Source organism: Streptomyces sp. NPDC052101 (genome assembly GCF_040680235.1).
Classification (GTDB): domain Bacteria; phylum Actinomycetota; class Actinomycetes; order Streptomycetales; family Streptomycetaceae; genus Streptomyces.
The window spans coordinates 13,074-27,354 of record NZ_JBFAWH010000003.1; the positions used below are offsets into that span (position 1 = coordinate 13,074).

Annotated in this window: 17 protein-coding genes; 11 read left to right on the top strand and 6 right to left on the bottom strand. The window is 69.0% G+C overall.

Annotated features, from left to right (window positions below; genetic code table 11):
• Positions 1–40: 40 nt before the first annotated feature.
• Entirely contained in the window at positions 41–667 is a 627-nt protein-coding gene (locus tag AB0L75_RS07180) for a TetR/AcrR family transcriptional regulator (protein WP_365176513.1), read from the bottom strand.
• Positions 668–729: 62 nt separating this feature from the next.
• Between AB0L75_RS07180 and AB0L75_RS07185 the strand changes: the two genes are divergently transcribed.
• Positions 730–1,635 (top strand): oxidoreductase, encoded by a 906-nt coding sequence (locus tag AB0L75_RS07185; RefSeq protein WP_365176515.1) that lies wholly within the window; start codon positions 730–732, stop codon positions 1,633–1,635.
• On the opposite strand, the gene AB0L75_RS07190 is transcribed toward AB0L75_RS07185, so the two are convergent.
• On the bottom strand, positions 1,622–2,038 hold the full coding sequence (locus tag AB0L75_RS07190; protein ID WP_365176517.1) for a copper-binding protein: 417 nt from the start codon (positions 2,036–2,038) through the stop codon (positions 1,622–1,624). The two genes, AB0L75_RS07185 and AB0L75_RS07190, sit on opposite strands and share 14 nt — an antisense overlap.
• A gap of 102 nt (positions 2,039–2,140) precedes the next feature.
• Positions 2,141–2,947 (bottom strand): DUF4239 domain-containing protein, encoded by an 807-nt coding sequence (locus tag AB0L75_RS07195; protein WP_365176519.1) that lies wholly within the window; start codon positions 2,945–2,947, stop codon positions 2,141–2,143.
• A 277-nt stretch (positions 2,948–3,224) separates the two neighbouring features.
• Here AB0L75_RS07195 and AB0L75_RS07200 point away from each other — a divergent pair, with 277 nt between their 5' ends.
• From AB0L75_RS07200 to AB0L75_RS07215, 4 genes are all read left to right on the top strand, one after another.
• Positions 3,225–3,578 (top strand): hypothetical protein, encoded by a 354-nt coding sequence (locus AB0L75_RS07200; protein WP_365176521.1) that lies wholly within the window; start codon positions 3,225–3,227, stop codon positions 3,576–3,578.
• A complete protein-coding gene (locus tag AB0L75_RS07205) occupies positions 3,575–4,141 on the top strand; it encodes a hypothetical protein (RefSeq protein WP_365176523.1) in 567 nt (188 codons plus the stop codon). Before AB0L75_RS07200 ends, AB0L75_RS07205 begins: the two co-directional genes overlap by 4 nt.
• Positions 4,142–4,375: 234 nt before the next feature.
• Entirely contained in the window at positions 4,376–4,825 is a 450-nt protein-coding gene (locus tag AB0L75_RS07210; protein ID WP_365176525.1) for a DNA/RNA non-specific endonuclease, read from the top strand.
• Positions 4,826–4,832: 7 nt separating this feature from the next.
• Positions 4,833–5,363 carry a hypothetical protein gene (locus tag AB0L75_RS07215; protein WP_365176527.1) on the top strand — a complete coding sequence of 177 codons (531 nt, stop codon included), beginning with the start codon at positions 4,833–4,835 and terminating at the stop codon, positions 5,361–5,363.
• A 12-nt stretch (positions 5,364–5,375) separates the two neighbouring features.
• On the opposite strand, the gene AB0L75_RS07220 is transcribed toward AB0L75_RS07215, so the two are convergent.
• Both AB0L75_RS07220 and AB0L75_RS07225 read right to left on the bottom strand, forming a co-directional pair.
• On the bottom strand, positions 5,376–5,747 hold the full coding sequence (locus tag AB0L75_RS07220) for a DUF397 domain-containing protein (protein WP_365176529.1): 372 nt from the start codon (positions 5,745–5,747) through the stop codon (positions 5,376–5,378).
• Between the two features lie 10 nt (positions 5,748–5,757).
• Positions 5,758–6,603, bottom strand: coding sequence for a helix-turn-helix transcriptional regulator (locus tag AB0L75_RS07225; RefSeq protein ID WP_365176531.1), 846 nt, complete (start codon positions 6,601–6,603; stop codon positions 5,758–5,760).
• 195 nt (positions 6,604–6,798) lie between these two features.
• Between AB0L75_RS07225 and AB0L75_RS07230 the strand changes: the two genes are divergently transcribed.
• The 6 genes from AB0L75_RS07230 to AB0L75_RS07255 all read left to right on the top strand — a co-directional run bounded on the left by AB0L75_RS07230 (position 6,799) and on the right by AB0L75_RS07255 (position 12,547).
• Entirely contained in the window at positions 6,799–7,239 is a 441-nt protein-coding gene (locus AB0L75_RS07230) for an ATP-binding protein (RefSeq protein WP_365176533.1), read from the top strand.
• Between the two features lie 182 nt (positions 7,240–7,421).
• Entirely contained in the window at positions 7,422–8,024 is a 603-nt protein-coding gene (locus AB0L75_RS07235) for a Uma2 family endonuclease (protein ID WP_365176535.1), read from the top strand.
• A gap of 71 nt (positions 8,025–8,095) precedes the next feature.
• Positions 8,096–8,866 (top strand): serine protease, encoded by a 771-nt coding sequence (locus AB0L75_RS07240; RefSeq protein WP_365176537.1) that lies wholly within the window; start codon positions 8,096–8,098, stop codon positions 8,864–8,866.
• A 40-nt stretch (positions 8,867–8,906) separates the two neighbouring features.
• Complete coding sequence (locus tag AB0L75_RS07245; protein ID WP_365176539.1) at positions 8,907–10,610, top strand: serine/threonine-protein kinase; 1,704 nt, start codon at positions 8,907–8,909, stop codon at positions 10,608–10,610.
• A gap of 66 nt (positions 10,611–10,676) precedes the next feature.
• On the top strand, positions 10,677–11,678 hold the full coding sequence (locus tag AB0L75_RS07250) for a bifunctional lytic transglycosylase/C40 family peptidase (RefSeq protein ID WP_365176541.1): 1,002 nt from the start codon (positions 10,677–10,679) through the stop codon (positions 11,676–11,678).
• 173 nt (positions 11,679–11,851) lie between these two features.
• Positions 11,852–12,547 (top strand): phosphatase PAP2 family protein, encoded by a 696-nt coding sequence (locus tag AB0L75_RS07255; protein WP_365176543.1) that lies wholly within the window; start codon positions 11,852–11,854, stop codon positions 12,545–12,547.
• 41 nt (positions 12,548–12,588) lie between these two features.
• Here AB0L75_RS07255 and AB0L75_RS07260 read toward each other — a convergent pair whose 3' ends face one another.
• Positions 12,589–14,145: an FAD-binding oxidoreductase gene (locus AB0L75_RS07260; RefSeq protein WP_365176545.1), complete on the bottom strand. Its 1,557-nt coding sequence runs from the start codon at positions 14,143–14,145 to the stop codon at positions 12,589–12,591.
• Positions 14,146–14,281: the final 136 nt, after the last annotated feature.

Genomic DNA, 14,281 nt, shown 5'->3' on the forward strand with positions numbered 1-14,281 from the left:
TTCTCGCGGCGGGCCGGAGGGTCCGTGGGCCCGGCGGGGCTCAGCGGCGGGGCTTGAGGCCGTGCAGCAGGAGATGCACGTGTTCGTCCAGGCCGCTCATGGCGTCCTCGGCGTCCAGGGCGCAGCCGGCGATGAGGGCGGCGAGGCCGTGCAGGCTCGCGGCGGCGACCATCGTGATCCGCTCGGGATCGCCCTGGATGATCTCGCCCCGCTCCTGGGCGTCCGCGATCATCCGCGTGATGGAGCCGAGGGACTCGTCGACGGCCGCGGCGAGCTGGGCGGAGCTGTCCGAGTCCTCGGGGGCGTGCTTGCGCGCGAACATCAGCTCCAGCAGCTCCGGATTCTCGACGGCGAAGCCGAGATAGGCCCGCGCGAGCGCCGCCATCCGCCCCTCGAAGCTGAGGCCGGGGTCGAGGGCGGCGGCGCCCAGGGCGCGGTTCAGACGCTCGTATCCGTCCAGCGCGAGGGCGTCGAGCAGGGCCTGCTTGTCCTTGAAGTGCCGGCCGGGGGCGGCGTGGCTCACGCCGGTGTCACGGGCCAGCTCGCGCAGCGAGAGGGCGCCGGCCCCCTTCTCGCGCAGGGTGCGCTCGGCGCTCTTGAGCAGGGCGGCGCGCAGGTCTCCGTGGTGGTAGGGGCGATTCGCGGGGGCGGAGGACAGGCGCGGCATGCGCACCATCGTATCGGCATGTTGTCGTTGACAGCTTTGTTGTCGATGCCTACATTCGAGGTATGGCTGATACGAAATGGAACGCGACCCACCTCCCCGACCTGACCGGCCGTACGGCCGTGGTCACCGGCGCCAACAGCGGCCTCGGCCTCGTCACGGCCGGGGCGCTCGCCCGGGCCGGAGCGCATGTGGTGCTCGCCGTACGGGACCTCGCGCGCGGCGGCGCCGCCGCGGCGAAGGTGGCCGGCAGCACCGAGGTGCGCCGTCTGGACCTGGCCGACCTGGACTCGGTGCGGGAGTTCGCGGCCGCCTGGGACCGCCCGCTGGACCTGCTGATCAACAACGCGGGCGTGATGATGCTGCCGGAGCAGCGCACCAAGCAGGGCTTCGAGATGCAGTTCGGCACGAACCACCTCGGGCACTTCGCGCTGACCAACCTGCTGCTGCCGCACGTCACCGACCGGGTGGTGACGGTCGCCTCCGGCCTCCACCGCGGTGGCGACGGAGTGATCCACTTCGAGGACGTGAACCTGCGCGGCCGCTACACCCCGACCCGCGCCTACGCCCAGTCCAAGCTGGCGAACCTCCTGTTCACCCTGGAACTCCAGCGCCGCCTCACCGAGGCCGGATCCCCCGTCCGCGCTCTCGCCGCTCACCCCGGCTACGCGGCCACCAACCTCCAGAGCCACCACGGGAGCGCCCTGATGAGGGGCCTCATGTCGGTCGCCAACAAGCTGGTCGCGCAGAGCGACACGGCCGGCGCCCAGCCCACCCTCTACGCCGCGAGCCAGGACCTCCCCGGCGCGTCCTACGTCGGCCCCGCCGGCCTCGGCGAGATGCGCGGTGCCCCGACCCTGGTCGGCCGCAGCGCGGCGGCCAGCGACCCGGCCTCGGCCCGCCGGCTGTGGACGCTGTCGGAGGAGATGACGGGCGTGACATGGGGGCTGAAGCCGGTCAGCCGACCGTGATGTGCTGGTCCATGCCGAGCTGCTTGTGGTTGTCGACCGGGCAGTACAGGTCGTAGGAGCCCTTCTTGAGGGTCACCGTCAGCGTGGCCTCCTGGCCGCCCTGGATGTTCTTGGTCCTGGCGTCCTCCACGCCGGGGCCGTCGACCGACAGGGCGTGGGTGGTCTTGCCGTGATTGCCGGTGACGAAGGTGTAGGTGCCCGGTGTGAAGGACGACCGGGACAGCTTCAGTGCGTACTCGGTCTCGGTGACGGTCACGCGGGTGCCTGTCGCTCCGCCCTTCGGCGCGCTGCTCGCGTGACTACCGCCGGCTCCGCCTGAACAGGCGGCCAGGACGAGGGTGGCGGTGAGGGCGAGTGCCGCCGGGCGGAGGGCCGTACGGATGGTGTGGGCCAGGGGTGCCATGCGGCTCATCCCCTTTCACATGGTTCGGCTTGCTCAGCCGCTGCAACGGATTCAGCCCGAAGAATCCATCTATGAGGGATACGCGGGAACGCGCTTTGGAGTTCATCGCGGGCTCTCGCTCTTCTCCCAGAAGCGGGCCAGTGCGCCTTGCTTGTACGGCTGCGGGCTCACGCTCACGTCCCCGGAGAACGGGCGGTCGAGCACGATGACCAGAAGCAGGCAGAGCGCGATCAGAGCGGCCACCGATGTGACGAAGAACGACTGGATGACCCGTTGCCGGATGCCGTACAGATAGGTCAACGGGATGATGACCAGTGCGCCGCCGTAGGCCAGGATCTGCAGCAGCAACGGCAGCTGCTCCGCAGCCTTGTCCAGCCGGTCCCGGCGTTGTGCGGCCACGTCGTTCAGCCTGGTGACCACCTCCCCGTAGAACGTCTGCTGGGACTGGGTGGTGGGCTCGTACCCCTGCACCGCCGTGAAGAAATTGTCGATCCGGGCCTGGGTGACGCCATACCCCGCGTGCCCCTCGCGCATCAGCGGCCACTGCCTGTCCACCACGCCGTGCAGGTAGTCGTGGACGACCGCGTCCAGCCGCGCCCGTGCGGGGGCCGGGAAGGCGTTCGCGTCGCGCACGATCAACGCCATGTCGGTGGCCTCCGCGGCAACCGTCGTCTCGGCCGCCTCCAGCTGGTCCCACAGCGTCACGATGACGAAGGCGAGGATGATCCCGTAGATCGCGCCGAACACGCCGAGCACCACGCCCACCATGTCGTTGTGCTCACCGCTGGTCGCCGCCGGGAACCTCCGGCGGACCAGCGTGTTTCCCGCCAGGGACACCAGGACGACGCCTCCGACCACCACCAGCGTGAGAACCGGCGTGCTGAGATGATTGAGCAACCACAGAGCCACGCTCTCTCCCCCGCGCGAGGTGCAGGCCGGACCGGTCGGCCGACAACCTAGGCAGCCAGGGGCGCACACGATCACGGTGGTCGTCGACACGCGGAAATGATCACTCGCACAGGGGCGGACGCTCCCCCGGTCAGGCGTGCGCGAGGCGGGGGGCGGGAGACTTCACGGACACCCACCTGATCTTTACCCGGGCTTGATGTAGCTCGCAGTCGTGAAGGGTGCATGGACGGCTAATGTCGAACATCCGGGCGGTCGACGGAAGGGCAGGACTCAAGTCATGGGTAACAGTGGCGAGATACTCGACATCAAGATCGCAGACCTCAAGGCGACAGCGCCCCACTTCCATCATGAGAGCGTTGCTCTCGCACACGCTCTCACCAAACTGAAACGCGGGCTCGCCGCGGCCGGGTCGTCGTGGGGTGACGACGAGCAGGGCGAGAAGTTCCACAGGGCGTACGGCCCGCACGTCAAGCAGATCGAGAGCGCCACCCAGATCCTGGTCGACGGCCTGGCCAGCATCCGTGAGGCCATGGTCGACATGGCGGACGGTCACATCGACAACGAAGAGCTGGTCCGCAGCATGTTCAGCCGTATCCACGTCGACCAGGGCACCAAGGGCGACGGCCGGTGAGTGTCGCCGACAAGGCCCGCAAGATCGTCCAGGACATGACCGGCATGTGGTGGCCGGATGCGGACGAGGGCGGGTTGCGGCATGCCGCGAAGGCGTGGCGGGACTTCGCAGACGACGTCGACGATGTCACCTCTGGTGCCAACAAGGCGGCCCGCTCCATCATCGAGCACAACAAGGGCGAGGCCATCTCCGCCTTCGACGACCCTTTCTGGCGTCGCTACTACTACGACAAGCGCGGCTGGCTGAAGGACATGGCGGACGCCGCCCGGGACATGGCCAAGGCGCTGGACGCGTACGCGGACGCCGTGCACGGGGCGAAGAAGAAGCTGGAACACGAACTGGAGATCGTCGGCGCCACGCTCGTCGTCGGCGGGGCACTTTCCATCGTCACCTTCAGTCTTTCCGCGGACGCCGCCGCGGCCGCAGCGGCCACGGTCGCGGACATCGCCGCCGGTCTGGGCGTCGCGGTGTCGGAGGAGATCGCCGCCATTGCGGGCACGACCCTGGCGACCGCGGCGTTCGCCGGCGTCGAATCCATCGCCGTGAACCTCGCCCTCACCTAGCCCCTCTCCATCGCGCTCGGCGAGCAGAAGGGCGGTCTCAGCATCGATGAGGCGCGCGAGGCGGGTGTGGATGGCGCCATCACTGGCGGACTCCTCGGAGGGGCCGGTTCAGCGATCCGCGCTGTGGGCAACGCGGGTGGGTGGACAGAGCTGTTGGGTGGAGTACGGGTGCCGGGTATGGCGCCGCAGGTAGCGCTGCCCGGTGGGTTGGCCGCCAGTACCGATGACCTGGGCATGGCGCTCCGTACGGGGCAGGGAGGCTACGGAGCGGTACGTCAGCCGCCGCCGTACTGTAAGCCGCTCGATTCCCTCGGCCGGGCCCAGGGCGTCGAGACGACGATCACCAAAACGATGCTCAACACGGGGAGTAAGGCCAGCAGGCGAGTCAAGCCGCCGGGTTGGCTGGGAGACGGCGCCGACCACACGCGAGGCCACCTGCTTGCCAGGTCCTTGGGCGGTGATGGGGCTGCCCCGGAAAACATCGTGATCATGTACGACAAGGCAAACAACGAGGTCATGAAGGACTTGGAGCAGGAGATCTATAGGGTGGTCGACGCCGGTCACGACGTGCAGTACTCGGCGACGCCTGTCTACAGGAACCCCACAGACCTGATCCCCTCCGGCGTTCACGTGACTGCCAAGGGCGGTGGCCTCGACATTGACCAAACCATCATCAACAAGTAGGCAGCTCATGACGGATCTGGAACTGCTGGCGGCACTCCCGGCGACCGGCGAGGCGGGCATGGTCGTCAACGATTGGGAACGGACCGAGGCTGCACTGGGAGTCACTTTCCCGTCTGCTTTCATGCGCTTCCTGGACGTGTTCGGCGGCGCGAAGTTCGACGACTTCCTGCGTGTATACCGGGCGGGCGCCGACAACGAGAACGTCGATCTTGTGTCCCGGACGAAAGAAATCGGGGAAAAGTTCTTTGAAATCCGTCCGCACATTCGCGAACTCCTCGAACAACGTGGCGCACATACGGCCCAGTTGGTCCGCTGGGGCGGAACGGACAATGCAGACGCCTGCTTCCTGATCCCCCACCCCGACCCCAGAAGGTGGGCCGTTCTCATCGTGGAAGGTCGCGGCAACGACTACGACCTCTTCGAGGGCCCGGTCGAGTCCTACCTCCTGCAGGTCCTCCGCGGCGACCTGGTCAGCGACGTCTTCCCGGACGACTTCCCCGATGAGCACCCTTCCTACGAGCGCAATCCCCGTATCTGAACCGCGCCTGCCTCAGTGGGTAGGCACAGGTGGTCGGTCGATTCCAGGGTCGCCTGGTCTCCCCGATGCCCTCACGCAATGGTCGAACTCGCCTGCCCGTACGCCGAGTACGAAGGCGTTCCACTTGCGGAGGGTCGTTGTGACGACGGTGTCCTTGGAGCGGAGGCGGAAGGGGGCGTCGTCGTTGTCGCCCCGGCCCGTGGGGGCCGGTTCCTTCTTGAGGGCGGTGAGCAGGGCGCCGAAGGTGGCGGGAGTGGTGGTGAGGATCGCGCCGGTGGGGTCGGAGGATTCGGTGAGGTGGATAGTGCCGGGGGTGGTGGCTATGTGGATGCAGGAGTCACCCTCGGAGCAGTAGGACGACTTCTGCCAGTTCTGCGGGTTCATGAGCGCTCCTTCACAGCTCGCGCATCACGTTGTGGACAAGGTCTCGGGTCTTCTCGGGGGCGAGCGCCACGGCATCGATTCGCTCGAAGAGGGTGCGGTATTTGTGCAATTGGGCCTCGGCATCGAGGAACGCGAGACCGTGGGCTTGGTCCAGATGGACGGTGTCCAGCTGCGGTACTGGGCCGTGCGCATAAAAGATCGACTGACCGGATCCCGGGTAGGCGCCGGCCGCGAAGGTGATGGCCCGCAGCGTGATGTGGTCACGGTCACTCGTGTCGAGCAGGTGTTGCAGCTGCTGCCGGGTAATCGCCCCGCCGCCGACCTGCATGCGGAGGGCTGCCTCGTGGACGATCGCCTCGTACGGGGTGGGGGCGTCCTCGTCGTAGAGGATCGCCTGTCGCTTGATGCGGAACGAGAGGCGGTGCTCAATATCGGGCGGCGAGAGTTCGGTGACCGCCTGGCGGAAGATTTCGAGGGCGTACTCGCGCGTCTGGAGCAATCCAGGGATACGGGCCGTGGTGCTGGCGCGTAGCGACTGGGCATGGTGCTCCAGTTCGGCCAGATCCAGGAGTGAGTTCGGGAGCAACTCGCGGTATTGCTCCCACCAGCCGCGTTTGCGTTCGGAGGTCATGGCCGCGAGTGCCTGGATGAGGGGCTTGTCGGAGCAGTCGTAGTGGCAGGCAATGGCGTGCACCCGCTCGGGACTTACGCCTACGCGGCCGGCCTCCATGTTGCTGACCTGCGTCTGCCTGATGCCGAGAAGTTGACCCGCCTCAGTGGCGCTCAGGCCCGCGCGCTCGCGCAGTTTGCGCAGCTCGGTCCCGAAGCGTAGTTGGCGACCAGTGGGGTTCCGCACCGGCGTGTCGCCTCCTTGCTGTCACTCACATGGGTGGTAGTGAACCTGATCCCGGAGAAATGGTGAACAGGTTTACCGAGTGTCGCTACTTTACAACTGGGCCCCTCGCTCAGAAGCGCACCGCCCGACGGGGTGGCAGGCCACTGGGCAATCGAACAACCGCACCTCAACCCCCCTTCCGCAACGGAGACTTCGATGCCCACCGTATCCAAGCCCTGGACCTACACCCTCCACCTTCCCCGTGATCCACGCGCACCGGGGATCGCCCGGGCGACCCTCCGCACCGTCCTCGCCGCACACGGCCTCTCCTCGCTCACCCCCACCGCCGAACTCGTGGCCGCAGAGCTGCTCGCCAACGCGCACCTGCACACCACCGGCCCCTACGCCCTGCGCCTCCTCGGGCGGGAATCGGGTCGGCTGACGGTGGGCGTCTGGGACGGGGACCCGCGCGTGCCGTCCGGCTTCACCGCCGACGCCGCGCCGATGGCCGTATCGGAGGAGGCGGAAAGCGGGCGAGGGCTTCACCTCGTGCGGGCCTGCGCCGACTCCTGGGGTGTGTCCGTACTGCGCGAGCTGGGCGCGTCGCGGGGCGGGAAGCTGCTGTGGGCGGATTGTCAGAGCGGTGACGTAATGTAATCCTACCTGTTCGAAAGGTGAGGGAGGGTGTCGTGGCGACGATGAGCGTGCACGAGGCGGGGGCAGGGCAGGAGGCTGCCCAGTACCGTGGGTGCGAAGCCGAGCGGGACGTCGGACCTCCCACCGAACCCGCTCGCCCGGCTGAGAACGCCACCGAGGCGGAAGGACGGAGGCAGCGAGCCATGTCCGTGTCGTCCGGCACCTGGAACGGCCCGCGTCCCCGGCGGGGGAATCTGCGCGAGGTCGCGGAGAAGATCGAGGAAGCGACGGGTCTGCGGGTGCAGATCGTGGGAGGGAAGCTCGTGATGTCCCCGACTCCGCGTGGCAAGCACGCGGGTGTGGTGAAGAGGTTGCGGCGGCAGCTGGAAGGTGCGTCCCTGCCTGATGGGCTGGGTGTGTACGAGGTGTCATCGATCGCCCTCCCCGACGACCCGGACGACTATGTGACGCCGGACCTGATCGTTCTCCCCGAGGAATGGGAAGAGGACGACAGCTGGCTTGCCGCCTCTGAGGACGCCGCGCTCGCCGTCGAGGTCATCTCTTCCTCCGAGAAGTCCCGGGACATCCGCGACAAGGCCGACTGGTACGCCGTGGCGCGTGTCCCGCTGCTGCTCGTCATCGACCCGCGCAACGCCACGTGGGCCTTGCACAGCGGGCCCGACAACGGCGCCTACCAGGACGTACTACCGGGGAAGTTCGGTGAGCCGGTGCCTCTGCCCGAGCCCTTGCGCGTCGACGTCGCGACCGGTGACTTTCCCGCGTACGGCGAAGCCCGGCGGCCGTAGGGAGGTTTCACAGGAAAATCTCAGCTAAGTCGCAGCGGGATTCTCACGTTCGTGGGGGACAGTGAGCACTGATGAAGCGCATCTCACGCATCACCGTCACCTCGCGTCCCGCGTTGCTCGGAGTGGTGGTGATGCTCGCCCTGACCTCGGCGTCCGTGGCGGCCGCCGACGACGGGCCGGGGCCGCTCGGGGTCACCGCCGACGTCGTCGTGAACCGGCAGACGGCGCGGGTCGGCGCGCTGTTCGACGCGGACCGGGCCGATCACCTGGCCGGCGGGCACTTCTGCACGGCCTCGGTCGTGCACAGCCGCCAGGGCGACCTCCTCGTCACCGCCGCGCACTGTGTGAGCAACCCCCAGAACAAGCTGGTGTTCGTGCCGGGCTACCGGGACGGGAAGGCGCCGTTCGGGGTGTGGCAGGTGGGGAAGCGGTACCTGCCCGACGGATGGTCCAAGGACGAGGACGAGGACAGCGACCTGGCCTTCGTCACCGTCGACGACCTGGATGACAGACCGATCGAGGACGTGGTCGGAGCCAACGGCTTCGCGACCGGCACGGCCACCGGCGCCACCGCGGTGACCCTCATCGGCTACCCCGACTCCCGCGAGACGCCCATCCGCTGCACCAACAAGCCGACCGCGCACAGCAGGACCCAGCAGCGCATCGACTGCCCGGCCTTCACCGCCGGCACCAGCGGCAGCCCCTGGATCAACGGCGACGACCAGGTCGTCGGCGTCCTCGGCGGCCACGAGGAGGGCGGCGACACCGACGACGTGTCGTACAGCGTGGCGCTGGGCGGCGCGGCGGCGGAGCTCTACCGGGACGCGAACAGCGAGCGGTGACCGGACCCGCCCAACTGATCTTTGTGGCAAGGTCTGTGCCGTGGACGCACTCAGACCTCAGGATCCTTCGCACATAGGCATGCACGCGCTGGTCGCCCGTCTCGGAGCCGGCGGAATGGGGCAGGTCTATCTCGGGCGGTCGCCGGGCGGACGGCTGGTCGCCATCAAGGTGATCCGGGACGAGATCACCGACCACCCCGACGCGCTGGCCCGTTTCCGGCGCGAGGTGGAGACCGCGCGGACGGTGCGGAGTGCCTACACCGCCAACCTGATTGACGCCTCGTTGGACGCGGCGCCCTATTGGCTGGCCACCGAGTACGTCGCCGGGCCCACCCTCGCCCAAGCCGTCGCGGAGCGCGGGGCGCCGCCCGCCGAGACCTGCCGGGCGCTGTTCGCCGCGCTCGCCGAGGGCCTCGCCGCCGTCCACGCCCACGGCGTCACCCACCGGGACCTGAAGCCGCAGAACGTCATCCTCGCGGCGCAGGGGCCCCAGCTCATCGACTTCGGCATCGCCCGCGGCGTGGGGCAGACCGCGCTGACCGAGGCGGGGTTCACGGCCGGCACGCCCGGCTTCACCGCCCCCGAAGTGCTGATGCGCAACGAGGTCGGACCGGCGGCCGATGTCTTCGCGCTGGGCGCCACCGTCGCGTACGCCGCCACCGGGCGGGCGCCCTTCGGGAACGGCGACCCCGCCGGGGTCAGCTACCGCGCTGTACACGAACCCATCGATCTCGCGGGTGTGGAACCGGGACTGGCGGCGCTCATCGGGGCGTGCGTGGACAAGGACCCGGCCGCCCGGCCCGGGCTCACCGACGTCATCGCGCGATGCGGGGTGCGTACAGCACTCGTCGAGGACACGTTCTACCGGGGGCTCGCGCCGCTGGGGGAGGCGGTGCCCCAGACACCGCCCTCGGCACCACCCCTCGGGCCGCACGATCTGCCTACGGCCTCTTCTCCGCACGGCGGTTACGGCTATACGCCCACCCAATGGGCCGCCCCGTCGACAGCTCAGCCCGCGCGGCGGCGCCCGGCGCCCTGGATGATCGCGGTCGCCGTGGGCCTCGTGGTGGGGGTCGGGACGGCCACGACTCTGCTGCTTCTTCCGGGCGGCGGAGGGGACGGGGGCGGCAGGAAGACGGGCGGGGCCGCGCGGCCGGGCGCCACCTCGGCGGCGCCCATCGCTTCGGGATCCTCCGCGGCGGGTGGCGGAGGTTCCGGTACCGGAACACCGGGATACGTGCAGCCCACGAACCCGTCCCATGACCACTGGGCGAACGGCGCCTGCAACCTGGCGCCCGATGAGCGCAATCAGTTCTTGCAGTACTCCGTCACGCCGATGGACGGCGGTGAGTCGTACTTGTCGGGCCGGTTGAAGCTGAACGTGCGTCTGAAGTTCGCGACCCCGAAGCCCGGTGAGGCCTACTACGTCTCGGTGGCCGTGAAGCCGCCGCACCCCATCGACCCGGACACCGGCGCGGCCTTGGAGAACTCCGCCGAGGGAAACGTGGATCTGGGGTTCACGAGCCGGCCGATCGACATGTACAAGCTCTACTCCGACGGCAAGAGCAACGGCGCCACGTCCCTGACGTATCCGGACGACTTCCACGCGTACGCGAACGGCACGAAGTACCAGGACGCGTTCCCGGTGGCCAAGGCCCTCGGCAACTGGACCGTCATCTTTCTCCACGTCACGAAGCCGAAGGAGTACGCGACCATAGGGTGCGACGGGTTCCTCGCCAAGTGAGCTACATCGCGCCAACATGACCGGAACAGACAGATGAACGGCGCCGTGGTGGGGGAAGGTTGAGCCATGCGGAAGGTGTGGGTTGCCGTCGGTGCCGCGGTCGCGGCGGGCCTGGGCTTTGTGATGCTGCTGGTCGTCGGCGTGTACATGGTCGCGGGGAACCTCGTGAACGGGGTCGGCCAGGGCAGCGTGGCCCTCGCCAAGGGCACCGTGCCGGTGGCGTACACGGCACTCGTGCAGAAGTGGGGCAATCTCTGTCCGGCGATCAACCCGGCCCTGCTGGCCGCTCAGCTCTACCAGGAGAGCAAGTGGCAGCCGGACGCCCTCAGTCACGCGAATGCCCAGGGGATCGCCCAGTTCATCCCCGGCACCTGGGCCGAGTACGGCGTCGACGGGGACGGCGACGGCCGCCGTGACGTCTGGAACCCGAAGGACGCGATCCCGTCGGCCGCGCACTACGACTGCGCCCTCGCGAAGTATGTGAAGGACGTTCCCGGAGACACCACGAACAACATGCTTGCCGCCTACAACGCGGGCGCGTACCGGGTCATAGACGCACAGGGGATCCCCCAACTGGCCGAGACGCAGGACTACGTGAAGAGCATCCGCGCCCTGGAACGGACCTTCGCCGCGCCCGTCAGCCGGATCAACCCCACCCAGCAGGCCGCCGGTGCCATCGGGTTCGCTCAGGGCAAGCTCGGGACGCCGTACCTGTGGGGCGGGGAGGGGACCGCCGCGCAGGGTGGGCGGTTCGACTGCTCGGGGTTGACGCAGGCCGCGTACGGGCAGGTCGGGATCACGCTGCCGCGGGTGGCGAACGACCAGTACAACGCCGGGCCGCATCCCTCGCGGGATCAACTGCTGCCGGGTGACCTGGTGTTCTTCTCCACCGACCTCAACGATTCGCGGGCCATCCATCACGTGGGTATCTATGTGGGTGGCGGGTACATGATCGACGCGCCGCGCACCGGGGCCGTCATCCGGTTCGACCCCATCGACACCCCTGAGTACTTCGGCGCCACCCGAGTCACCGCGGATGGCGCGAAAGCGCTCCCCACGACGGTTTGAGCGGGTGTGCACCGTGCGTGAACCACCCACCTGAGCTGCGATGATGAGTCTCTCTTCGATAACGTCTGAGTGATCATTCAGTAGAGAGTGGAACGCATGGATGGGGGTCGTGCGTTCCTGTTGACGTACGCACACGAGGTGCGTCCGGTAGACGACGAAGGGGCCGCAGCACCATGGCTGTACTCGCCGAATCCGGATCGAACCCCGACGTCGACCTGCTCTACGACATCAACGGCCTGGCCAAGGACGCCCCGCACTGGTTCGACCGGGTCATGGAGTTCGTGGGTGAGTACGGCCTGGTGCTCGCCATGGTCCTGCTGGTGCTGTGGTGCTGGTGGTCCGTGCGGCGCCGGGGCGGCGAGGACGCCGCGTCCTCCGTCGCCGCGCTGGTGTGGGCCCCGCTCGCGGCCGGCATCGCCGTGCTGGTCAACGTTCCCATCCGGGGCTTCGTGCAACGCCCCCGCCCCTTCGTCGATCACCAGGGGCTGGACGTCCTCGTCCCCGGCAAGACCGACTTCTCCTTCGTCAGCGACCACGCGACCATCACGATGGCGCTCGGGGTGGGACTCTTCATCGCCAACCGCCGCTTCGGCATCGCGGGGATCGGTCTCGCGCTGCTGGAGGGGTTCTGCCGGGTCTACATGGGTGTGCACTATCCGACGGACGTCGTCGGCGGCTTCGCGCTCGGCACGGCCGTCGCGCTGCTGCTGTCCCCGCTGGCCATGGCCCTGCTCACGCCGCTGACGAGAGCGGTGGAGCGGTCGCCGAGGGCGGGGTGGATCGTACGACGCCGATCCACGCCGGACGTCCCGATCGTCCCCGGCACCCGCCGCCCGGTGGAGTCCGAGGAACGGGACCTGGCGGCCTAGAGGCCCACCGCACCGCAGCTCCCCAAGGGGAGCAGGGCCCCCTACAGCCCCTGCGCGTAGGAGAAGAAGCGCTGCGGGTCGTACTGCTGCTTCACCTTGGTGAGGCGGTTCGCCGCGTCGCCGTAGTACGCCGCCCGCCAGTTCTTCAGCGTCGGGTCGGTGTAGTTCTGGTACGCCGCCCCGGAGGCGTACGGCTTCATCGCGTCGTGCGCCGACGTCAGCCAGGACTGGGCCGAACCGCCGGAGGCCCCCGCGCCCCAGGACGCGATGTACTGGGCCAGCATGCGGGAGCGGCGGTGCACGAAGGCCGTCGCCGTCGGGTTGACGCGGTTGACCGCGCCGCCGAGAGCCGTGAACGCGATGCTGCCGGCGCCGCCCCGCACCGAGGCGATCTGCCGCAGCACCGTCTGGATGCCGGCCGCCGACAGCGAGCGGTCGAAGAAGTCCGAGCGCGCCGCGTACGTCTCCCGGCCGAGCTTGCCCTGCGGGGAGCGGCCCGGGGTGGAGCCGGGCAGGTGGCACTGGGCGTCCGTCGAGAAGGAGGAACAGCCGGCGTAGATCTCCATCGCCTCCTCGTAGCCGCGGCGGCGCAGGGTGACGGAGGTGGCGCCCGCGCCGGCCGCGTGGGCGAGGCGGTCCACGGCGTTCTGCAGTTCGCCGTAGGTGCCGAGGGAGAAGCAGGCCACGGAGATCGAGGGGGTGCCGCCGGGGGAGCAGGACAGGTGGAGGGAGGACCAGATCTCGTCGGGCTGGGTCGGGCCCCACTCCTGCCAGGCCTTCAGCACCGCGGCCGCTTTCGCCCACGGCCATGTCATGTACGCCGTCACGGCCTGCGGCGCCGCGTGGGTCTTGAACTGCAGCTCGGTGACCACACCGAAGTTGCCGTTGCCGGCGCCGCGCAGCGCCCAGAAGAGGTCGGCGTGGGACGAGGCATTGGCGGTGACCTGGGTGCCGTCGGCCGTGATCAGGGTCGCCTGGGTGAGGCTGTCGCAGGTCAGGCCGTAGGCGCGGGAGGCGACGCCGTGGCCGCCGCCGAGCACCAGGCCGGAGACGCCGACGCTGGGGCAGGAGCCGGCGGGTATGGTCACGCCCTTCGCGGCCAGCGCCCGGTAGACGTCGATCAGCTTGGAGCCCGCGCCGACCACCGCCGCTCCGCCGCTGACCCGTATGCGGTTCAGCCGGCCGACGTCGAGTATGAGGCGGCTGTCGCCGGAGGAGTAGCCCGCGTAGGAGTGGCCGCCGTTGCGTATGGAGACCCGGATGCTGTGCGCGTGGGCGTAGGAGAGGGCCGTCCGGATGTCGTCGGCGTGCGCCACATAGGCCACGGCGGCGGGCTTCAGGCCGTCGAAGCGGGTGTTGTACAGCTGGTGGGCCGTCGTCCAGTCCGCGTCGCCGGGCCGGACCAGGGTGCCGTCCAGGTCATGGGCGAGGTCGGTCCAGTTCGCGGCGGCGTTCACGCTGGTGGTCTTGAGCGACGTGAGCGACGATGAGCCGGTGGCGGCCGACGTGGTGGACCTGCCGGAGCCCGAGCTGCACCCGGTCAGCGCGGTCGCGGCCAGTGCGGCCGTGCCGCCAGCGATGAACGTACGGCGTTCCATGCCCATCGTCGTCTGTCACCTCTCCCCAGGCCCCCTTGGCCTTTCCTGGGGTGAGATGGCACCGAAGGGCACATTGGTTCGCGCCCGGTTCGCAACAGTTCGCACACAGGAAAGCGAACGTCGAAGACGTGTGCGC